Here is a 21,266-nt window from a genome sequence, read left to right as displayed (position 1 = left end):
TATTCCTGATCCCTGTTCATGTTGTGTTCGGTTTGTTCTTCGACACTCGGCCATCGCCCCCCAGTGCTTGTAGACGAGAGGTTTCACCGTGACGGACAAGAACATCGAAGACCCCGAGCAGACGGCGATCTCACGGCGCCGGCTGGTCAAGTACGCGGGTGTGGGGGCGACGTTGGCCGCCGCGAGCCCGCTCGTGGGGGCTGCCGGTACGGCGTACGCCCACGACGACGACCGCAAGCAGGAGAAGTCCGGCGACTCCGGCAAGCGGGTGTGGCGTGCCGGTGACCACCATGTGCACTCGGAGTACAGCGGTGAGTTCGACACGACGACGAACCCGCCGACGTTCCACAAGGGTGCCGACGCGGTCTACCCGATCGTCACCAACGCGATCATGGCCAAGAACTTTGGTCTCTCCTGGGTGATGTGCACGGACCACGGCGGTCCGACGCACTCCAAGGTGAACCTGGAGCAGGCCTACCCCGACCTCCTGCGCTCCCGCGTACTGGTGCCCGAGGTCCTCCAGTTCTGGGGGATGGAGTTCGACGCCCCGGCGCTCGACCACCACACGCTGATGATTCCCCACCACAGCGACGAGGCGCAGCAGCTCTTCGAGCTGGAGAGCCGCTTCGCGAAGAACGACCCCTTCCCCGCCGATCGTGGCCGTGACACCGAGGCCAAGATGATCGAGTTCCTGAAGGCCGCGAAGGACATGCGGCGCAAGCCGCTGGTCATCGCCCACCACGCCTCGCGCTCGGCGACCGGCCTCGGTGTGTACGGGCAGGACACCCCGCGTGAGTTCCGCAACGGCAACAACATCGCGCCGGAGATCTACGTCGGCTTCGAGGGGGCGCCCGGTCACCAGGCCGGTCCGCTCAACGGCGGCGCGCGCGGCGGGTACGGCAACTACCCGACCCACGGTGGCTTCGACCAGATGACGGCCCGGGTCGGCGGGCTGTGGGACTCGCTGCTCGGTGAGGGCCGGCGCTGGTGGATCACCGCGACCTCGGACTCGCATGTGCACTGGACGCGCGGTGGCTCCGACTTCTGGCCGGGCGAGTACAGCAAGACCCATGTGCTGGCGAGGCAGGACTACGCCGACATCATGGACGGGCTGCGCAACGGCCGTGTCTGGGTGGGCACCGGCGACCTGATCACCAGCCTCGACCTGACGGCGAGCAACCGCGGCGACGAGGCCGCCATGGGTGAGACGCTCACCGTCAGCCGCCGCAACCGCACGGACGTCGAGATCGAGATCCGGTTCCGTCCGCTGGAGGGCAAGAACGGCAACGGCGACCGGCCCGAGGTCCGGCGCGTGGACCTGATCACCGGTCAGATCACCGGCCCGAGCGCCAGCCTCGACACCGACACCAACCCGACCACGAAGGTGGTGGCGCGCTTCGGCCCGCGCGACTGGCGCAAGCAGGGCAACGAGTACGTCATCAAGCACACCCTGCGCAACGTCGAGGGCGACATGTACGCCCGCGTCCGCGGCACGAGCACCGATGAGGTCGAGCCGCTGGCGGACGGGCTGGAGAGCCCGTGGGACGACCTGTGGTTCTACTCGAACCCGGTCTTCGTCCACGTCCGCTAGTAACGGACGTATCGCTAGGTCAGGACGTACCGTCGGCTCCGGAGACACCGTTGGCTCCGGGACACGCTGAGTCCGCCGGCCATGGGCGCTCGATCACGATCGGGCTGCCTGTGGCCGGCGGGTGGTGGCACTCACCGGGCGGCGGTCCGTACCGACACGCTCTAGGCCCGGGTGAGCGGCAGCCGGACGGCCGGCGGAAGCGGGGTCCGGACGGGGTTCGCCTGGAACGACTGGATCATCAGGGCCGCGAAACGGCGCGAGGCAGCCACCCTCATCCCGGGTGACTCGGCGCGGATGCCTTCGTTCGCCATCAGCGCCAGGCTGATGTCCTCCAGCACGAAATCCCCCCGCAAGGAGCCCGCCGCCTTCGCGCGCCGCACCAGTTCGAGCAGCAGACGCAGTGTGCGGTCGCGGTTCGCGGCGAAGTCGACCGCTTCGGGAAGCTGCGAGGTGAACGCGCGGGCGAAGCCCCGGTCGAGGGCGTGCATCTCCATGAGCTTCTCGATCACCAGGCAGAACCCGTTCCAGGGGTCGCCCGCCGCCAGCCCCTCCTCCACGACCGCCGAGCAGGACGCCATCTGCTCGGCGAAGGCCTCGGTCAGCAGCGCTTCCTTGGTCTGGAAGTGCCGGTAGACGGTCGCGACACCGACCTCGGCGCGCCGGGCGATCTCCCGGATCGGTACGTCGAGTCCCTCGGCGGCGAAGGCCGCGCGGGCGACCGCGACGATGCGCCCGTGGTTGTCACGGGCATCCGAGCGGCGCTTCGTTATCACTTGTGCCGTCATCGCTCTCACTTTAGCGAAACGGACGGGGTGCTCCGTTACGGTCCGGCGCATGAGAGCGATTCAATTCACCGAGTACGGCCCGCCCAGTGTTGTGCACGTCGCCGAGGTGGCGGCGCCGCACGCCGGGCCGGGCGAGATCCGCATCGCGGTACGGGCCTCCGGAATCTCCCCCGGGGAGACGCTCATCCGGTCCGGGACGCTGCGTGACATGGTGCCCACGGCGTTCCCGTACCGGACCGGGTTCGACGCCGCGGGCGTGGTGGACGAGGTCGGCGACGGCGTCACGGGCGTGCGCGTCGGCGACGAGGTCTTCGGCCACGCCTCCATGGCCACGCGCGGCGCCAACGCCGACTTCGCGGTCCTGGCCGCCTGGGCGCCGAGACCGGCCGCGTGGAGCTGGGAGGAAGCGGGCGGCGCCGCGGGCGGCGTCGAGACGGCCACCCGCGTCCTGGACCGGCTCGCGGTCGGCGCCGGGGACACCGTGCTCGTACAGGGCGCGGCCGGTGGAGTGGGCACCGTCGCCGTCCAGCTCGCGGCCGCCCGCGGCGCCACCGTCATCGGTACGGCGAGCGAGCACAACCATGACTTCCTGCGTTCCCTCGGCGCGCGGCCCACGACGTACGGGACGGGGCTCGTCGAACGGGTCGGCGCGCTGGCACCGGGCGGGGTGGACGCGGTGTTCGACTGCGCCGGAGGGGCGCTGCCCGACCTCGTCGCCATCGCCGGCGACCCGGCGCGCGTGGTGACGATCGTCGACTTCACCGCCGCGGCCCACGGCGTGCACATGTCGCACGGAGCACCGGCCGACGACACGGGCGCCGCCGTGGGCGCCCCCGCCGACCCGCTGGCGGTGCACGGTCTCGCGACAGCGGTCGCGCTCGCCGACGAGGGGCGGCTGCGGGTGCCGGTCGCGGCGGCGTTCCCGCTCGCCGAGGCCGCCGCCGCGCATGAACTCAGCGAGACCCGGCATGCCCGAGGGAAGATCGTGTTGGTGAACTGACCGGGCCGGCCCGTGACCGGTCATGTCGACCGGTCACGGGTCCGGCACTGCTCGGCGGGCCGGGGCCGTCCGCTTCAGGTATCGCCGGCAGCCCTCTCACCCCGTAGCCGCGTATCCCCGGAGCCCTGTACCCCGCATCGCCGTTCAGCAGAGGCAGCCCGTTCCGCCGGGGCGCGGGTCATGCCACCCGTAGCGGTGGGCGGTCTCGGGGGAGACCAGGGAACGTGCCGTCGGATTGGCGGCCGATTCGCGGGTCTTGGCGGCTGCGGGCGTGAAGGGGGCCAGGAGCGAGTCCACCGTACGGACCGTGCCGCCGGTCACGACCGTCCGTACGGCCGCCGCCGCGTCGATGTCCCGCAGCGGATCGCCCTCGACGAACACCAGATCGGCGAGCATCCCCGGGGCGAGCGCGCCGAGCAGCCCGTCCACGCCCATGCGCCGCGCGGGGTTGGCCGTGGCGGTGCGCAGCGCCTCGTACGGGGTGAAGCCGCCCAGGACCAGCGCGCGCAGATTCTGGTGCAGGGAGAGTGCGGGATCGTCGAGCGGGGCGTCCGAACCGGCGACGACGGTGCCGCCCGCGCGCTGGATCCGCAGCAGCATGTCCACGCCGCCCGCCAGCAGCGCCCGGTTCAGCCCGGCCGTCGGACCGCCCGCCGCGTCGGCTTTCGCCACCAGCGCGGTGTAGTCCCACGGCGGGTAGAGCCGCCGCGTGCGCTCGTCGGTGACGAGCGACCGGTCGTCGGCGAGCAGCACGGAGGAGTTCAGCAGCGTGGAGGTGACGGGCATCGACGCGGCGGTCAGTACGGCGACGGAGTCCTGGTAAGCCCGGCCCAGCCGGGTCTGGGTCTGCGAGTAGCCGACGCGGTTGCCGCCGCCCGTGTGCTCCATGGCGTCCATGCCGTAACCGGCCTGGGGGTAGGCGTAGTGCGAGGTGACCGGCAGACCACGCTCGTGGGCCTGCCGGGTGACGGCCCTCTCCAGCGGCGCGGGCAGCCGGATATAGGTCTTGACGAGATCGTAGGAGAGCGCCGTGACACGGGCCATCTCCAGCCGGAGCTGTTCGGTGTCGACGACGGCCCGGACGTTGTTGTAGAAGACCCGGGCCCCGTCCAGGGCCTCCCCCGTACCGAAGAAACGCGGACCGACGCGCGCCCCCGACTCGATGGCCTCCCTCGTCTCCACCATCTGGTAGGCGGGGTCGGCCGGTGACACGACGGTGGTGATGCCGTACGACAGCATCAGGCGCCCCGTGCGGTCGCCCCACTGCCGGCCGCGCATGTGCCAGTGCACATGCGAGTCGATCAGACCCGGCATCGCGGTCAGGCCCGAGAGGTCCACGATCTCGTCGCCGCGCCCCTGGCCCGCCGGGCGGATCTCGGCGATCCGGCCCCCCTTGACGACGATGTCCGCCGGGCCGCGCAGCCCGTCGCCGCGGCCGTCCCAGACGGCGCCCGCGCGCAGCACCACGGTGCGGGTGCCGACGGGCCGGCGGAAGGTCAGCGGTACGGGCACGGTCCGCGGGGTGCCGCCGGAGACGGGTACGGTCCGCAGCGTGCCGTTGCTCAGATAGTGCAGACGGCCGTGCGAATCCACCGACAGCGAGTCGGTGACCTCGGTGGTGATCTGCTCGGGCGCCCCGGTGACCTTGCCGGTGGTGTCGACGGGCACCCGCCACGCCGTGCTCTCCATGACGAAGACGAAGTACCGTCCGTCGGGGGTCCATACGGGCCCGTCGTCGCCCCGCGTGGCGATCGACCGATGGGGTGCGACGGGCTCGGAACGCGTCGTACCGGTGGCGAGGTCCACGGAGAGGATCTCGCTGAGACCGGCGCGGTTCCGTCTGGAGTACGGCTTGTTGGCGGCGACGGCGAGCCGGGTGCTGTCCGGGGACCAGGTGGGGCGGCCGGGCTGGAAGACGGCCGGCAGCACCTGCCGTACGGTCCCGGAGGCCAGGTCCAGCACCCACGTACCGCCGTTCTCGTCCTGGTAGGCGATCTTCGTACCGTCCGGCGACCAGCGCGGGGTCAGTTGCGCGCCCGCCAGCCGGGTCAGCCGTACGGGCTCGCCGCCGGCGAGATCCTGGCGCCACAGGGCGGCGGTGCCCGCGCGGTCGCTCACATGGACGAGGGCCGTGCCGTCCGGGGACCAGTCGGGGTCGGAGGCGAAGAACCCGTCGTCCACCAGCCGGACGGGGACGTCGCCGGGCCGCGTCCCCGTCACCCAGAGGGCGTTGAGCGCGCGGAAGGCGATCCGCTCGCCGTCGGGGGAGACGACCGGGCTCGCGATGCCCTTGACCTGTTGCACGGCGGTCGAGGTGAAGTCCCTGACCCGGTGGCGCCAGGGCGGACGCTCCAGGGTGACCGTCGCACTGAAGTCGACCGTGCGAGAGGTCGTGCCGGAGGCCACGGCAGAGGTTGTGCGAGAGGCTCCTTCGCCGTCCAGGCGCAGTCGCTGCACGCGCCCGTTCGCCGTGTAGAGCAGCTCGTCGGCCGAGATCCAGGAGGTGCGCAGGGCATGGACATCGGCGCCGGTGACGACGGCACGGCCGTCGACCATCACGTCGGCGCGGGTGCCCGCGATCTGCACATAGCTCAGCCGGCGCCCGTCCGGGCTCAGCGCCGGGCCGTAGATCCTGGCGTCACCGCTCGCGGTGACCAGCCGGGTGCGCACCCCGGTCGCGAGGTCCACGGCGTCGACGGCCGTGTCATTGACCGTGCAGACGATACGGGTGCCGTCGGCCGACCAGCCCGGCATGCCGTCCTCGTCGTCGCCGGAGGTGAGCCGGGTCCGGGTGCCGGTGGCCGGTTCGAGCAGCCACAGGTCGTTGCTTCCCGAGCGGTCCGAGGTGAAGACGATCCGGTGGCCGTCGGGCGAGTGGCGCGGTTCGCGGTTGTCGTAGTCGTCGGCCGTCAGCCGGGTGAGGCCGGTGCCGTCGGGCCGTACCGACCAGAGCTGATACGTCCCGTCACGGAAGGACTGGAAGACGAGCGCGCTCCCGTCCGGGGCCCAGTCCGGCTGGGTGGCGTCCTGCAACTCTCCGGTGAGCCGGACGGCCTCGCCGCCGTCGGCGGGCATCACCCAGATCGCGCCGAGCGGATCGATGGCGATCCGGGTGCCGTCGGGGGAGAGCGCGGCGGCCATGTTCGTGCCCTCGAAGACGGTGACCGTACGGGACGTCCGGCGGTCACCGCCGTCGGCGTCACCGTCCCGGGCCGTGTCCGGTACGGCGGCGGTCGCCGGGGCGGTGGCGGCGCCCGCGCCGGCCAGTGCTCCGGCGGCCAGCACACCGCCCCCGGCCAGGACGCGGCGTCTGCTCGGGCGGGCGGAGGCAGTGCCGGCCGCGGTGTTGTCGTCCATGACGTCTTTCGGCTTTCTCTCGGGAAGTGGGCTGTGCCGGGGGCCTGGGTTCCGTCCGCCGGACACGTGCTAAGGGCAGACGGCGTGCAGGAAGCGCGTCAGCCGGGCGACGCCTTCCTCGATCGTGTCCGGGTCCAGATAGCTGCACGCGAGCCGGAGTTGGCGGTCCCCGCCGTCGCCCAGATAGAAGTGCGACATCGGTGTCCACAGCACACCGAACTCGCGGGCCGACCGTTCGAGCAGCCGCTCGTCGGCCACGACGGGCAGCCGCACCCGTACGAAGAAGCCGCCCCGGGGCCGGTTCCAGGACACCCCGGCGGGCGCGCCCGTACCTGGGCCCAGGCGGCGGTCCAGCGCGTCCAGCAGCAGCCGCAGATTCCGCTGGTACAGCGCGGCCTTGGCCCGGACGAGCGAGGCCAGCGAACCGTTGTGCTCCAGCAGGATGCCGCCGATGACGGCCTGGGTGAGCGGCGAGGTGTTGACGGTCACCATGCTCTTCAGCGTGGCGAGTTCATCGGCGAGCAGGACCGTACGGCCCGAGGCGTCGTCGCGTACCCGCTGGTCCGCGACGACGTAACCGACCCGGGCCCCCGGCATGCACACCTTCGCGAACGTGCCGAGGTGGACGACCCGTTCACCGCCCGGCAGCGCCTTCAGCGGCGGCAGCGCGCCCGGCTGCTCCGCCGTGAACGCGTAGGCGTTGTCCTCCAGTACGAGGAAGTCCTCCCGTTCGGCGACGGCGAGCAGCCGGTGTCTGGCCGCCAGACCCATGAGGCCGCCGGACGGGTTGGAGTAGTCGGGCGCGATGTACAGGGCGCGGATCCGGCGGCCCGCCCGGCGGGCGGCCCGGCACACCTCGTCCAACTGGGCGAAGTCGATGCCGTCGGCGTTGTCGCCGTCGTCGGCCTTGTCCGCGGTGTCGGCGGCGTCGTCGATCGGCACCAGATCCACCCCGAGCACCGAGGCCGCCCCGGACAGTCCGACGAAGCAGGGATTGACGACCGCGACGAGATCCGCGGGCGACGCGACGAGCGCCCGGAGCGTCAGCAGCATCGCCTCCTGGCAGCCCACCGTGATCACCAGGGACTCCGGTGGTACGTCGATGCCCTGGTCGGTACGGAGTGCGTCGGCCACCAGCCCGTTGATCAGGCCCCGGCTCGGCCCGTACTGGTAGAGCAGCCGCTCGGCCCCCTCGGGCGTCAGCCCGCGCTTCTCCTCAAGATGGCGCAGATAGCGGGCGGTGTGGCGGGCGGTGTCGATCTCGGCGAAGAAGCTGGTGTGCGGAGCGCCCGGCGCGAAGGAGATCGCGTCGGGGAAGCGGCTCATCACCTCGTTGAGGAAGCTGATCGACCCCATGGCGGGAGAGCCGAGCGAGCCGTGCAGGGTGTCGCGGCGCAGCACGGTGCCGGTGCGGGTATCGGTACGGGCGGTAGTCACCGTACGGTCCCCTCGGCGGCGAGCATGTCCGTACCCGTACCCGTACCCGTACCCGTACCCGTACCCGTACTCGCGCGCCCGCCCGCGCCTGTGCCGTCAGTTCCGGTCGGCGGGCCCGCCGTGAACCTGCCCACCTTGTCGAGCACGTCCTCCCCGTACAGCCGCTCCGCCTGCGCGAGCGCGAACTCCGCCATGTACGAGCGGAACGCGTCGACGGGCTCTTCCGCGAGACGCAGCATCCGGCGGTTGGCGAGTACGGCCGGAGCCGCGAGCCCGGCCACCGCCTCGTCCACCGCGCGGTCCATCGCTTTCGGGTCGACGACCTCGTCCACCAGCAGCCGCGCGGCCGGTTCGCCCGCCCAGATCTTCCGCCCGCCGAGCACCAGTTGACGGGCCGTGCGCGCACCGGTCAGCCGCCCCAGCCGGAAGTTCGCGGCGCCCGGCACGATGCCCTCCTGGGCCGCGGGCAGGCTGAGATACGAGTCCGCGGCGGCGATCACCTGGTCCATCACCAGCAGAAGCTGCGCGCCGCCGCCGATCGCGAAGGTGTCGACGGCCGCCACCCAGGGCTTCTCCACGCCATGGGCGGGAAAGGTGTCGGGCCGCCCCCCGGTGGACAGGCCCCGGTACATCTTGCTGATGTAACCCAGCTCGCGCTGGAGCAGGAAACCGGTGAACGAGATACGGCCATGGTGGAGTTCGGCGAGATTGATGCCCGCGCTGAAGATCCGCCGGCCCCGGTAGCGGGGATGGGTCATGGGTCCGCCGCGCAGCACCCCCACCCGGATGGAGTCGTCCAGGAGCACCAGGTCGACGGCGATGTCGAGCTGGGCGATCAGCTCGTTGTCCTCGGCGTTGAGACAGGACTCGTTGTGGAAGGTCACATGGCCCGCGTCGCCGCGCCGTTCCACGGTGACCTTGCCCAGTTCGGCCCGGCCGGTGGTGTGGAAGTCCGGCAGCAGCGCACGGGCCTGGGGCGTCGGGTCACGCAGGACGTCGACGAGATGTCCGCCCGCTTCCGGCAGCCGTAGGACCTCCCGGAAGAAGATGCCCTGGTCGATCTCCCGGCCTTCCTTCTCCGACTGGATGTGGCGCAGTTCCGCGGCCAGTTGGGCGCGGGTCGGCACCAGGCCGGGGAACGCGTCGGCCGCCGCCTCGGCCAGGGCCGTGAGCCCGAGCCGTACGGTACGACCGTCCGTCAGCCGGTCGTAGACGGCCGCGGCATGAGCACGGAGGAAGGAGGCGCGCAGACCACGGCAGGCGCGGTGGATCCCGGCGGCCAGGCGTTGCTCCTCGGCGGAGCGCGCGGCGCGCGGCGGGAGGCCGGCGAGCGGGGCTTCACGGATACGGATCTCCGCGGCCAGGGCCTCGGCGGCGGCGGTGAGAGCGTTGCCGGGTACCGGACCGTCGTTGCTCGCCAGGGTTCCGGCGCGCTGTGCGGCGGCGGAGGACGGGGGAGTGCCAGTCGTCGACACGTGTTTCCTTCGGAGACTCGGAGGTACGTCGGAGGTACGGGGCGGGCGGGCGTGCGATGGCCGGAGGCGGCGGTCGTCGCCAGGCGGCGTTCAGCGGTCAGGCGGGGTTGGGCGTGGGCCGTTCCGTATGAGCCGTTCAGCGTGGGCGTTCCGGGTGGGCCGTTCAGCTTGGGCCGCTCAGCTTGGGCCGTTCAGCGCCCGGCGGCGCAGACTGCGGTCGCAGGCGGCGAGATGGGCGCCCAGCGCCTCCTCGTAACTGAGGGTCGCGTCGAACAGCAGCCTGCGCCGGATCGACCACTCGCGTCCGGGCACGGTGGACAGTTCCTCGGCGACCTCCGCCGCGCGCTCCAGCGCTTCCCGGCCACCGGCCACGGTCTCGTCCAGCAGATCCAGTCCGGCGGCTTCCTCCGCGTCCAGCCAGGGGCGCCGGAGCAGCAGCCGGCGGGCCCTGGCGGTGCCGATCTGCTGGGCCAGCCGGTGTACGGCAGTGCTCGGCCAGGCCCCGTCCTCGCCGCCCGCGAGCCGCAGCCGGGCGCCGTCGTCGGCGATCCGGTGGTCGGCGGTGAGAAGGGCCTCCAGCGCGGGTCCCGTGCACTCGCCGGTCACCAGCGCCAGGGTGGGGCGGTCGGCCGTCTCCAGCCGTCGCAGCGCGCGCTCCCAGGTGTTGACGAGATGGATGCCCGTACCGACGGGTCCCGTGCCGACGGGTCCCGTGCCGACGGGTCCCGTGCCGACGGGTCCCGTACCTACGGGCGAGGCGCTCGCCGGGGCGTCGGACGCGGCGGCACCTGCCCGCTCCCCGGACTCCGTACCGCCGGCCCGGCCGGCCTCGGCGGCCCCGTCCTCCGCGTCGGCCGGGCCGCCGGACTCCGTGCTCGCGCCGGCGCCCGCGCCCGCGCCCGCGCCCAACAGGAGCAGCACCACCCCGCTCTCGGCGCTCTCCGCCTCCTCGGCCGCGGCCTTCACCCTGGCCACCAGCTCGGGGGTCAGCTCCTCGTCCCCGCCCATCGTCAGGACCGCGGCGGCCCCCTCACGCAGCTTTCCGGACAGCGTCATCGTTTCCTCAGCCTTCGTGTCGGGGGTGGCCATCGCGTCCGGCGCCGTCACCACTGGACCAGCGCCGTCTCGATCGTCGAGCCGGGGCCCATCGTCATCAGCACGCCGTAGTCACCGCGGCGCACCCGCCCTTCCTCCATCAGGCGCTCGTACGAGAACAGGAACGATCCGCTCGACAGATTCCCGTAGTCGCGCAGCACCCCGGTGGTGTGGCGTACGGCGTGCGGGCTCAGCCCGAGGTTGACCTTGACCGAGTCGATGACTTTCTTGCCGCCCGAGTGCACCAGCCAGTGGCCGATGTCGGCGCGCCGCAGCCCGGTGCCGGCGAGCAGCCGGCCGACCACCTCCTCGGCGTGCGCGCCGACGACATAAGGGACATCGCGGTCCAGGAAGAAGCTGAACTTGCCGTGCGTGTCGTCCCAGTCGTAGCGCATCGCCGCCACCGCCTCGGGAATGATCCGGCTGGCGAACTTCAGCAGCGTGGCCCTCGGCGCGCTGTCCTCGTCCTCCTCCGGGGCCTTCCCGCCCGGGTCGGTGACCAGCACGACCGCCGCCGCGCCGTCGCCGAAGAGGCTGTTGACGACGGCGGTGCGCATGGTGCCGTCGAAGACGTACGCGGCGGAGCAGACCTCCGCGCAGACCATGACCGCGGCCTGCCCGGGGTTGGCCGCGGACCAGGACGCGACGGCGTTGAGCGCGTTGAGCCCGGCGTTGCAGCCCATGCCCACGACATCGAGCCGGCCGGCCGCGACCGGCAGCCCCAACTCCCTGATCAGCAGGGCCGAGAAGCCCGGGGTGAGCAGCCCGGTGGTGGTCACACAGCAGAGGTAACCGATGTCGGCGAGGGCGAGCCCGGCCCGCTTGAGGGCCGTCTCCAGCGCCTCGGCGGCGGTGCGTACACCCTGCTCCTTGTGCTTGGCGAGCAGTTCGCCCTGGGTCTCGGTCTTCCGTGTGCCGTCCGCGAGTTCGGGCGGCAGGGTCAGATAGCGCCGTTCTATCGCGCTGTTGAGGAAGACGGACCGGATGCGCGGGTCCTCGATCCGGAAGAGGTCCAGCATCTCCCGTTGTGTGTACGAGTTCGGGGGAGTGGCCGTGCCGAAGCCCGCGACGGCGGGCCGGGGCCCGGCGTTCACGGTGCTCAGCCGCCCGCCGTCCGCCGCGCCCGGCAGCCGTGGCACGGACACCGTGCCCGGCCCCGCCGTACCCGTGGCGCCCCGCGTCATGCCCGCACCCCCAGCTCATTCGTGGCCAGCTCGATCTGTTCGGCGGTGTGCAGGGCGGAGACGGCCATCCGGATCAGACCGCTGCCCTTCGCCACGGTCGGGAAGAACGCAGGGGTGACGATGACGCCCGCCTTGCGCAGCCGGCCCGCCGCCAGCAGCGCGTCCTCCTCGCTCTCGAAGAGCGCCCCGCGGATGGGGGAGCGGGTGCCCGCGTTGAAGAGCGCGCCGCCGGTACGGGCGTCAAACAGCTCGGTGTTGCGCCACAGGTCCCGCTGGAGCCGGGCGACCGTACCGTCGAGATGCAGCTCCGCCGACACCCGGCAGGCGCTCACCACAGGCAGGGCGATGGGGCCGCCGAAGATCAGCGGATTGGCGAACCTGCGGAGCTGTACGGTGTCCTCCTCGCTGTTCAGCACCACGAAACCGCCGTTGCTCCCGCCGAAGGCCTTGGCGAGGGAGCCGACGAGCAGCACCGACGCGGGCAGTCCGCCCGGCAGATCGCGGAACTCCTCGTACGCGAAGCCCGCTCCGCGCGGCCCGCTGATCGACACCCCGTGCGCGTCGTCCACGTAGAGATATCCGTCGGCCGCCGCGCACAGGTCGTACAGCCCGCGTACGTCGATCAGACCGCCCATGGAGCCCACACCGTCGACGAGCACGATCGGGGTGCGCCCGGCCTCGCGGGCCGCCGCGAGCGCGACCGCCAGTTCGTCCGGCCGTTCGCAGTCGAACCGGTCGACTGTGCCGATCTGTTCGAGTACACCGCGCAGTACTTGGAGGGAGGCGTGCGCCGTGCGCTCGATGAGGAACGCCGCGCCGTTCTTCGCGATCGGATAGCTGGGCAGCACCCCGCTGCCCAGCAGCGGCAGCACCCCGAGATGGACGCTGCCGACGGAGGTGAAACAGGTGGCGTGGCGGTCGCCGTAGACGGCGCTCAGCAGGCTTTCGAGGGCCTCCAGATCCTCGTGGCGCATCCGGGTGCGCGACGAGGAGAACTGCACCCCGACCCGGCGGAGCGTGGTGACGGCGGCCTCCACCAGCGCCGGATGCGTGTCGAGTCCGAGGTAGGAGCAGGAGATGAACTCGACCGCGCGTGCGCCGTCGGCGAGGATCACCTCCTTGCCTTCCCGCGCCGCGAAGACATGGCTGGTCAGATCGGCGGCGATGGCCCGGGTCAGCGCGTCCGACGTCTTGTCGACGCGCGTTGCTACCCAGTTGCCGCGTTCGGTCGTACGAGGCATCGGATATCTCCCGTGAGGTATCTGGGGATGGTGCTGTTGTCGCTGGGGACAGGGGCCGGGACAGGGGCAGGGGCAGGACGCCTTCGGGTCCGCGTCGCCCCGCCCGCGCCGCACGGTCGTGGCCGGTGGCCGCACGGCACCCGGCGGTACGGCGATTGGCCGCCGGCGCGCCCGTCGGCCGGTCAGTGCGCGGGCCGCTCCACGAAGAACGGTGTCTTGCCCCGTGGGGTGTGATGGAACGCCGAGCCGTCGACCCGCTCCAGCGTCAGACCGCGGTAGGAGGGCGCGGTGAAGACCCTCCCCATGTGGTACGCGCCGTACAGAGCGGCGATGGCGTCCTCGGCCGTGACTCCCGTCGGCGTACGGTCGGAGAGCAGCAGCCGGATCGAGAAGCCGGGACCGCGCGGACCGTCCGGACCGTGCTGGACCACCTGGAACTGGCAGTCGGCCGGGTCGGTGATGCCCAGGGTCCCGAGCCGTTCCATCACCAGGTCGCGCGAGATGGTCGTACTGTCCACGTTCATGGACTGTCCGACGCGACCGGTGAGGGTCAACTGCCTGGCGGCGCTGCCGCACAGACAGGGCTCGGTCTCGATATAGCCCTCGTCACCGATCTGGTAGCGCAGCAGCGGCATCCCGGAGTCGGTCAGCGTCGTGACGACGACCTCGCCGACACGTCCGTCGGGCTGGGTGCGCTCGGCCTCGGTGTCGATGACCTCGACCACGAGCACGTCCTCGTGGAGATGGTGGGTCGAACCGCGCTGATAGGCGCACTGATAGCCGATGGGGCCCGTCTCGCTGGTGGAGTACGAGAACGAACGCACCGTCAGATCGGGTCGTGCGGCGGCGAGCCGACGCTCCCGGCTCTCCCCCAGGATCTCTCCGATGTACAGGAAGTTGGTGACGACGCCCGCCAGGAGTTCACGGGTGTCGTCGCCCGTCAGGAGCTGGGTGCCCGCCGAGGGCGAGCAGATGACGGTGTCGACCTGGTGGTCGCGCAGCACCTCGGGCGTCTCCGGGGAGGCGAGGGCGCTGCTCCCCATGGGGAAGGCCATGGCGGGCAGCAGCTCGGTGACTTCCTGCGCGAAGCCGAACGCGCCGTTCAGTTCGCCGGGGTAGAGGAAGTTGGCGACACGCCGTGGTCGCGGCTTGAGAGCGCTCCGTACGCCCCGGGAACCGAGATACGACACGCGTCGGCTGAACTCCCAGGAGTGGTAGATCATCTTGCGGAGTCCCGAGGTCCCGCTGGAGCGCAGGACGAGCCCGGCCGAGGCATCGCCGAGGACCAGATTCTCCGAGGCGGGCGGACAGGTCTCCTGGAGATCGGCGGGGGAGAACAGCGGCAGCTTGAGCAGATCGCGCGCCACCCGGAGATCGAGCGCGCCCGGCCAGCTCGCGGCCACGTCGGGATTCTGCCGCAGGGCGTTGACGGTCGCCGCGAGATTGCGCTGCTGTATGTCTTCGAGCTGGGCGCGTGACAGCGTGTCGAGGTTCTCGGCCAGTTCGATCGCGGACGGCCCGCCCGACGTCAGGTCACGCGAAGCGCTGTCGTGGAATCTCGGTGATGGAGTGGTCTCCCGCAACACGTTTCCCCCGTGCAGTGAGTGTTCCCGAAAGACAGCCGCGAGGTCAGAGGCGGCTGTCCGCTGTGGACCGGTCGACGGCCGAGTGCTCGGCCGTGGAGCGGTCCGGGGTGGAGCGATGAGTGGTCGAGCGGTCTGTTGCCGAGTGGTCTGCTGCGGAGCGGTGTTCGGTACGGTCCCGGTAGCCCGGCCAGTCGGGTGTCCGTTTGTCGTTGAAGGCCGCGACGCCCTCGGCCCAGTCGGCCGAGAGCGCGACCGTGTGCCAGGCGGCGTCCTCGACTTCCAGGCCCGCCGCGAGGTCCTTGCCCTGGCCCAGCCGGAGGGCGCGCTTGGCCGCCCGCAGCGCCACGGGTGAGTTGGCGGCGTACGAGCGGGCGAGGTCGAGTGCCATGGCACGGGCCTCTCCTGCCGGTGCCAGAAAGTCCACCAGGCCCAGTTCGTACGCCTCGGCGGCGGGCACCCGGCGTCCGCTGAAGACAAGATGCGCCGCCCTGGCCGCGCCCACCCGCCGGGGCAGCAACTGGGTGCCGCCACCGCCCGGGATGACCCCGACGGTGGTCTCGGGCAGCCCCACGGTCGCACCGGGGTCGGCCACGATCACATCGCAGGAGAGCGCGATCTCGTAGCCGCCGCCCAGGGCGTAGCCGGCGACCGCGGCGATGACCGGCATCGGAAGCGCCAGTACACCCGCGTAGACCGCGCGGCTGCCGGGGCGGGCGGCGGTACGGTCCGCCTCGCTGTAACCCCGGCGTTCCTTGAGGTCGGCGCCCACACAGAAGGCGCGTTCGGCGCTGGAGGTGATCACGGTGACACCGACGGACGGGTCGTCCGCGAGATCCGCGGTGGCCGCGGCCAGGGCGGCCCCCAACTCGGCGGAGACGGCGTTCATCCGGTCGGGACGGTCCAGTACCAGCTCCGCCACTCGGCCGCTGTCGAGCCGGTGAACGAGGATGTACTCTCCGTAGCGGAGCCCGGACATCAGCCCCAGCCCAGATCGTCGGAATGCCAGTCCCGTCCGGGAATTCCTGCCCACCTGAAACGAGCGGGAACAGCGGAATCAACAAAATGATCGGTCACGCGCTGCACGACTTGCTTCCCCCCTGAACCCATCAATGCCTACGCAACGTCAATGTGCCATGCGTCGCGGGGTGTCTCCAGACCGGCGCCATGTCGCATCGCCGCCAGGCGGGGATGCGTCGGGTGGAAAGTAGATTCAACCGCTCAAATATCAATAATTCGGATTCTTTGGATGTGAGGTAGCGAGATCATGGAGCCACTGCCGCCGACCGACACCTCCCCGTTTCCTGGCGACGACAGGATCACCGAGGCGTACGAATATGTTTGCGGTTCCGGGAATGCATCCTTGGCGGGTCTCGCCGGGGCTCTGGATACCACGGAGACCGAGGCGGCACGGCTCACGGAGCGGCTCACGGAGTTACGTCTGCTCCGGCCGGCCGACGACGGAACCTATGCGCCGTTGTCGCCGCGGATAGCCGGAGCCTGGCTCATCGCCCCCGCCGTACGGCAGTTGGAGGACCGTCAGCGGCGGATCGTCCGGCTGATGACGGAGCTGGACACGCTCACCAGGATTTATGAACGGAGCCCCGCCGAGCGGCGGAGCCGTCCGCAGATAGAGGTGCTGCCGGAGCTCGCGGACGTGCGGAAGGCGCTCACCGAGCTCTCCGCCGGAGCGAGACAGGAAATCCTCACCTCGCAGCCGGGCGGCGCGCGACCGGCCGATGTACTGCACGAGGCGCTGGAGCGCACGGAATCGGTGCTGCGCCGCGGGATCTCCATGCGCACGATTTATCAGCACACCGCTCAGTTCAGTAAGGCCACCGTCGACTATGTGAAGCATGTGACGCCGCTCGGGGTCGATGTGCGTATGCTGAGCGACGCCCTGATGCGAATGATCATTTTCGACCGGGAAATCGCGGTCCTGCCGTTGCACGGCAACCAGGACGGAGCGGTGGTCGTCGGTGAACTGAGCATTGTGGGTTTCGTTGTGCACGCTTTTGAACGAGCCTGGCCGGCGGCCCGTCCCTTTCCTGTCTCCTATGACCGGGGTCAGGTCAAAGGAACGTCCGTGGAAATCCAGCTCGCCATTTCGCGGCTGCTGGTCGAGGGCCTTGAGGACAAGGTGATCGCCCGCCGGATGGGCATGTCGCTACGGACCTGCCAGCGCCACATATCCGAGATCATGTCGCGGATCGGAGCCCGTAACCGTATGCACGCGGGATATCTCCTCGCCCGGATCATAGACGAGCCGCGCTGACGGCCGTTCGCCGTCGGCCGCCGGACGCCGGCCCGTTGATCGTCGGCCCGTTGATCGTCGGCCTGCCGGTCGCCGGTCGCCGGTCGCCGGCCGCTGAGGCGGCGTCATGACTTCTGCGGCTCCTGGGCCGCGGCCGTACTCGCGGCCGGGGTGATCGACCGTACGAGGGCGATCCCGCCGACGAGCAGCACCACCCCGGCCAGCAGACCGACCCCCATGCCCGAGCGCGCGGGCGTGGGGAGCCAGGACAGCGAGGTGCTGACCGCGAGTCCCGCCGCCATGTTGCCGACGATCTCACCGACCGCCGTGACCACACTGACCAGGGCGAAGACATCGGTGAGCTGCCCCTGGGGCACGGTGTCGGCCGCCTCCACCTGGATCTTCGGAAAGGCCAGGGACTCCGCGATCGCGAACAGCGTCAGCCCCGCCAGGACCAGCGGCAGACTGGTGGTGAACGACAGCACCAGCCCTGTGCCTCCGGCCACCGCGACGGCCGGATAGAGCGCGCCGCGCCCCAGCTTGGCGAAGAACGGCAGCAGCGCGAGCTGGATGGCGATGATGGCCAGCGGCTGATAGCTGAGGAACAGCGTGCGGTGCTCGGCCAGTTCGGGGTTGACGACCTCGTACAGCAGCACCATCGAGTACAGGAAACCCATCGCGAAGTAGATCGCGAAGGTATAGCCGAGCAGCACCGCCGCGGCCGGGTTCCGGAGGATCGCCAGCCGTCTGCGCATCCCGCCCGAACCCCGGGGCGGCAGGGCGAAATCCAGTCCGCGGGCCAGCAGCCCGACGGTGAGCCCGACGCACAATTCGACGGCGGCCAGGGCGAACAGCGCGGGGACGCCGCTCCTGCCGACCGGTCCCGCCGCGAGCGGGGCCAGCACATAGGCGGCGTTGAGCAGGATGAAGAAGATCTGGAAGATCTGGGCGCGGCGGTTCTCGCTCGCCGCGCTCATCAGGAGCGAGCGCACCGCGGGCCGTGAGATGCCCACGCCCAGACCGGCCAGTACCGCGAAGAGATACAGGGCCGGGCCCGTGGTGCTGATCGCGACGGTGGCCACACCGGCGGCCTTCAGCGAGGACGCGATCGTCAGGATCCAGCCCGGATGGACCCGGCCGAAGACGATCGGCGTGAGCACCGCGCCCGCCAGCGCCGAACCGACATGGACGGAGAGCGCGAAGGAGAAGACGGACGGGACGATCCGGTCGCCGTGCAGCACCGTGACCGGAAGCAGCGTCAGGACGATCGCCAGGCCGAGGTTGGACAGCAGGCTGAAACCCAGGCCGGCTCCGACGGCGGGCGGGTGCGAGGCCGCGGCCCGCGAGGTTTCCGCCTCCGTCGTGGTATCCGCCATGCTCACTGCCCTTCGCCGGTCGCGACGCGCGCGCCGGCTTCGGGGGCCGCGGTTCCGGAGGTCCCGGCTCCGGAGGCCTGGGCGCCGGAAGTTCCGGCCGTGCCCGTCCCGGTGGGCTCCTCCTCGTACAACAGCCGCTCCACCCAGGGGAAGAAGGCATCGGCGAGCTGGGACCTGGCCGGTTCGGGCATCGACGAGAACTCGGCCATGGCGGTGCCCCACTCGCCGAGGACCGGACCGTCCTCCGTCAGCAGCCAGTCGACACAGAGATATCCGGCCCGTAGATCCGCCACGATCCGCTCCACATCGCCCAGTACGGCGGCGACATCCGGGTTGGCGCTCGCGCTGCCGCCCTGGGAGAGATTGGCCAGATAGGCGCCCTCGGCCGGCCTGCGCAGCATGCTCGCGGCGAACTTCCCCTCGACCATCGCCACCCGCAGATCGCCCGTGTTGGGCAGATACTCCTGGACGATATAGCTCTGCCCGGTCTGGGAGACGATGTCGACCGCGGCCCGGAGCTGCTCGTAGCCGTCCAGCTTCAGCACCCCGAAACCGACGCCCATCTCCCGGGCCTTGAGGATGTACGGGCCCTCGCCGATCTCCTTGCGTACGACGTCCAGTCCCTTGCGCGCGTACCGCCCGAACGGCAGCGCGACCGTACGGGGCGTGCGGATCCCGAGTGTTGTCGCGTGCGCCAGAATGGCCAGCTTGTCCCGCTCCAGGCATTCGGGCCCGACCAGCGACCGGTTGAGCAGGACCGAGTCGCTCGCCTCGATCGTGCGGTAGATCCCCCGCAGGAAGTGGGTGGCCTGCGGGTCACCGCTGACGTCGTCGACGATGTACGCCTGCCGGGTCTCCAGCAGATCCACCCCGTCGTGCCACAGCCGGGGCCGGTCCGTGCTCGCGGGTACCAGTTCGTTGGCCACGACGAACCGGAAGGTGAAGCCGTGCCGGGCGCAGGGTTCCGCCCAGCGCTCGGTCATCTGGGCGATGATCTTGTCCACGTACTCCGGCAGATAGTCGTCCGGGTGGCAGATCCAGGTCACCAGGCGCTCGGTGGGCACGATCACATACTCCTACGGGAGACCTCGGGGACGGGCGCGGCCGCGCGCCCCGACCCCGGAGCGCGGCACCGCAGCCCCTCACTCTCGCACCAACTCCCGTGCCCCTCACGGTCCCAGAGGCCTCGGATCCGCGCCATGCGCCGATACGACAGGGGGGCGGACGGCGTACTGCTCGTCGTGGTGGACCACGACCCCGTACAGCCGGTTGTCATCGCCGGGCTTCGGCGTCGTCCCCGTGGCTTTGCTTGCTTGGCGCTGCCGGACTTTTCGGCGCGGCCGGATCGGCGGGCCGCGCGGGCGCGGGCAGTACGGCCGTTTGCTCCGCCGCGGGCTGTACGGCGGTCTGCTCCGGGTGGCGCTGTCGTACGGGGGTGAACGCGGCGGCGACTACGACGGCCAGGAAGCCGAGGGCCACTCCGGTCAGCGGTCCACGTGTCCCGAACCGGCCGACCAGGGCGGTCAGCAGAGCCGCCCCGAGGGGCGCCAGGCTGCCGTGGATCGTCCAGAACGCGGAGGTGACACGGCCGAGCAGATGGTCCGGCGTGATCTGTTGCCGCAGGGACATCGAGCAGATGCCGCCCAGCGCCATGCCGAAGGAGTACAGACAGATCGTCACGGCCGCCACGGACACGTTTCCGGTGCCGCCCAGCACCAGCACCGAAGCCGAGCACAGACTGATCGCGCCGAGCCAGCAGCGGCCGAACCCCCAGGAGCGGCGGAGTCTCGCGGTCGCGGCGGCGGCCACGCAGGTGCCGACCCCGCCCAGCGCGAGGACGTAGCCCACCGTACGTTCGTCCTGCCCCAGACCGTGCCGCAGATGGTAGATGAACACGTCGGTCATACCGAGGCTGAGGAAGGTGGTGACGGTCAGCAGCACGGTGAGTGCCCGCAGCACGGGGGTACGCCACAGGAACGCGGCGCCGGTACGGAAGCCGGTGCGCAGGTCGTGTGCCCGGGTAGCCCTGCTGTCGGCCTCGCCGGCCGCCGGCCGTGTGGTGGGCCTGAGCCTGATGAACACCAGACCCACCAGGGATATCCCGAAACTGCCCGCGTTGATCGCGACGGCGGCCGTCGGCCCCAGGAGCGCGGACACCACACCGGCCAGGGCCGGGCCCGCGATGTAGGCGATCGCGTTCGTCGCCTCCAGCCGGCTGTTCGCCGCGACGATCTGGTCCTTGTCGACGAGGTTCGCCACCGCGGTGACATATGTGATCTTGAACAGCATCTCAAAGACCGATGCCAGCGCCATGACCACATACAGCAGCCAGACCTGCGGGCTCACGGCCCAGCAGACCGGGATCGCGCCGTACAGCACCAGCCGGGCCGCGTCGCACAGCATCAACAGGCGCCGCCGGTCGAAGCGGTCGGCCCAGGCGCCGCCCACCAGACCGGTCAGCAGCGAGGCGGCGCCCGCGACGGCCGTCAGCAACCCCATCTGCGCCGCCGACCCCGTGGTGTGCAGCACCAGCAGCGGAAGCGCCACCAGCGAGAAGGCGTTGCCGACCTCGGACAGCGCCTGAACCGCCCAGAAGACGGAGAAGTCCCGGTTGGACCGGAGCGAACGCGCGAGCATGGATGGGTCTTCCGTCCTGGGGCCGGGGATCGGGGCGTACGGCTGCACGGCCGCGCCATGGCGACCGCGACCGGGCTCGGCCCCGTGAACGCCTCGCGGCCGTACGAGAACAGCACGTTGTCGATCCCGGGACGTCGTCCGCACGGTAGTCGAAGCCGAGCCGCCGCGGCTCGTGAATAAGGCTCGTGAATAGACCGGTCCGGTCCGGTCTACAACCATCGGGCGGCGCCACGGGTCTCAGGTTCTGAGCG

The 21,266-nt window shown here is 71.1% G+C and carries 14 protein-coding genes and 1 pseudogene; 3 read left to right on the top strand and 12 right to left on the bottom strand.

The window, feature by feature from the left end:
* Positions 1-88: 88 nt before the first annotated feature.
* Positions 89-1,591: a phosphoesterase gene (locus KQY30_RS05055; protein ID WP_217305755.1), complete on the top strand. Its 1,503-nt coding sequence runs from the start codon at positions 89-91 to the stop codon at positions 1,589-1,591.
* 161 nt (positions 1,592-1,752) lie between these two features.
* On the opposite strand, the gene KQY30_RS05050 is transcribed toward KQY30_RS05055, so the two are convergent.
* Positions 1,753-2,376 carry a TetR/AcrR family transcriptional regulator gene (locus tag KQY30_RS05050; RefSeq protein ID WP_217305754.1) on the bottom strand — a complete coding sequence of 208 codons (624 nt, stop codon included), beginning with the start codon at positions 2,374-2,376 and terminating at the stop codon, positions 1,753-1,755.
* A gap of 49 nt (positions 2,377-2,425) precedes the next feature.
* Here KQY30_RS05050 and KQY30_RS05045 point away from each other — a divergent pair, with 49 nt between their 5' ends.
* Entirely contained in the window at positions 2,426-3,376 is a 951-nt protein-coding gene (locus tag KQY30_RS05045) for an NADP-dependent oxidoreductase (RefSeq protein ID WP_217305753.1), read from the top strand.
* 144 nt (positions 3,377-3,520) lie between these two features.
* On the opposite strand, the gene KQY30_RS05040 is transcribed toward KQY30_RS05045, so the two are convergent.
* The 8 genes and pseudogenes from KQY30_RS05040 to KQY30_RS05005 form a co-directional block, all read right to left on the bottom strand.
* The gene (locus tag KQY30_RS05040) at positions 3,521-6,733 is read right to left on the bottom strand and encodes an amidohydrolase family protein (protein ID WP_217305752.1); all 3,213 of its coding nucleotides are present in this window, start codon (positions 6,731-6,733) and stop codon (positions 3,521-3,523) included.
* A gap of 69 nt (positions 6,734-6,802) precedes the next feature.
* A complete protein-coding gene (locus KQY30_RS05035) occupies positions 6,803-8,170 on the bottom strand; it encodes a PLP-dependent aminotransferase family protein (protein WP_254406950.1) in 1,368 nt (455 codons plus the stop codon).
* On the bottom strand, positions 8,167-9,645 hold the full coding sequence (gene dpgC, locus KQY30_RS05030) for a (3,5-dihydroxyphenyl)acetyl-CoA 1,2-dioxygenase DpgC (RefSeq protein ID WP_254406949.1): 1,479 nt from the start codon (positions 9,643-9,645) through the stop codon (positions 8,167-8,169). The genes KQY30_RS05035 and dpgC overlap by 4 nt, the downstream gene beginning before the upstream one ends.
* A 177-nt stretch (positions 9,646-9,822) precedes the next feature.
* Complete coding sequence (gene dpgB, locus KQY30_RS05025) at positions 9,823-10,701, bottom strand: enoyl-CoA-hydratase DpgB (RefSeq protein WP_217305751.1); 879 nt, start codon at positions 10,699-10,701, stop codon at positions 9,823-9,825.
* Positions 10,702-10,748: 47 nt separating this feature from the next.
* Positions 10,749-11,924 (bottom strand): 3,5-dihydroxyphenylacetyl-CoA synthase DpgA, encoded by a 1,176-nt coding sequence (gene dpgA, locus KQY30_RS05020; RefSeq protein ID WP_217305750.1) that lies wholly within the window; start codon positions 11,922-11,924, stop codon positions 10,749-10,751.
* A complete protein-coding gene (locus KQY30_RS05015; protein ID WP_217305749.1) occupies positions 11,921-13,165 on the bottom strand; it encodes an aminotransferase class I/II-fold pyridoxal phosphate-dependent enzyme in 1,245 nt (414 codons plus the stop codon). The genes dpgA and KQY30_RS05015 overlap by 4 nt, the downstream gene beginning before the upstream one ends.
* 182 nt (positions 13,166-13,347) lie before the next feature.
* Positions 13,348-14,748 (bottom strand): phenylacetate--CoA ligase family protein, encoded by a 1,401-nt coding sequence (locus tag KQY30_RS05010; RefSeq protein ID WP_217305748.1) that lies wholly within the window; start codon positions 14,746-14,748, stop codon positions 13,348-13,350.
* Between the two features lie 184 nt (positions 14,749-14,932).
* Positions 14,933-15,727: pseudogene (locus tag KQY30_RS05005) on the bottom strand (enoyl-CoA hydratase/isomerase family protein); the annotation flags it as partial.
* A 582-nt stretch (positions 15,728-16,309) separates the two neighbouring features.
* Here KQY30_RS05005 and KQY30_RS05000 point away from each other — a divergent pair.
* On the top strand, positions 16,310-17,023 hold the full coding sequence (locus KQY30_RS05000; protein ID WP_217305746.1) for a helix-turn-helix transcriptional regulator: 714 nt from the start codon (positions 16,310-16,312) through the stop codon (positions 17,021-17,023).
* Between the two features lie 104 nt (positions 17,024-17,127).
* Here KQY30_RS05000 and KQY30_RS04995 read toward each other — a convergent pair whose 3' ends face one another.
* From KQY30_RS04995 to KQY30_RS04985, 3 genes are all read right to left on the bottom strand, one after another.
* The gene (locus KQY30_RS04995) at positions 17,128-18,378 is read right to left on the bottom strand and encodes a hypothetical protein (protein ID WP_217305745.1); all 1,251 of its coding nucleotides are present in this window, start codon (positions 18,376-18,378) and stop codon (positions 17,128-17,130) included.
* A gap of 2 nt (positions 18,379-18,380) precedes the next feature.
* Positions 18,381-19,442 (bottom strand): RimK family alpha-L-glutamate ligase, encoded by a 1,062-nt coding sequence (locus tag KQY30_RS04990; protein ID WP_217305744.1) that lies wholly within the window; start codon positions 19,440-19,442, stop codon positions 18,381-18,383.
* Positions 19,443-19,650: 208 nt separating this feature from the next.
* The gene (locus KQY30_RS04985; RefSeq protein ID WP_217305743.1) at positions 19,651-21,015 is read right to left on the bottom strand and encodes an MFS transporter; all 1,365 of its coding nucleotides are present in this window, start codon (positions 21,013-21,015) and stop codon (positions 19,651-19,653) included.
* Positions 21,016-21,266 lie beyond the last annotated feature (251 nt).

The sequence above is a fragment of the Streptomyces sp. GMY02 genome, assembly GCF_019056675.1.
GTDB classification, from domain to species: Bacteria; Actinomycetota; Actinomycetes; order Streptomycetales; family Streptomycetaceae; genus Streptomyces; species Streptomyces odonnellii.
This window is presented reverse-complemented; position numbering and strand designations above follow the sequence as displayed.

Excerpts from the sequence above, each read along its gene's own strand:
- KQY30_RS05050 (WP_217305754.1), bottom strand. The coding sequence starts at position 2,376 with ATGACGGCACAAGTGATAACGAAGCGCCGCTCGGATGCCCGTGACAAC.
- KQY30_RS05045 (WP_217305753.1), top strand. The coding sequence starts at position 2,426 with ATGAGAGCGATTCAATTCACCGAGTACGGCCCGCCCAGTGTTGTGCAC.
- KQY30_RS05040 (WP_217305752.1), bottom strand. The coding sequence starts at position 6,733 with ATGGACGACAACACCGCGGCCGGCACTGCCTCCGCCCGCCCGAGCAGA.
- dpgB (WP_217305751.1), bottom strand. The coding sequence starts at position 10,701 with ATGACGCTGTCCGGAAAGCTGCGTGAGGGGGCCGCCGCGGTCCTGACG.
- dpgA (WP_217305750.1), bottom strand. The coding sequence starts at position 11,924 with ATGACGCGGGGCGCCACGGGTACGGCGGGGCCGGGCACGGTGTCCGTG.
- KQY30_RS05015 (WP_217305749.1), bottom strand. The coding sequence starts at position 13,165 with ATGCCTCGTACGACCGAACGCGGCAACTGGGTAGCAACGCGCGTCGAC.
- KQY30_RS05000 (WP_217305746.1), top strand. The coding sequence starts at position 16,310 with ATGACGGAGCTGGACACGCTCACCAGGATTTATGAACGGAGCCCCGCC.
- KQY30_RS04995 (WP_217305745.1), bottom strand. The coding sequence starts at position 18,378 with ATGGCGGATACCACGACGGAGGCGGAAACCTCGCGGGCCGCGGCCTCG.
- KQY30_RS04985 (WP_217305743.1), bottom strand. The coding sequence starts at position 21,015 with ATGCTCGCGCGTTCGCTCCGGTCCAACCGGGACTTCTCCGTCTTCTGG.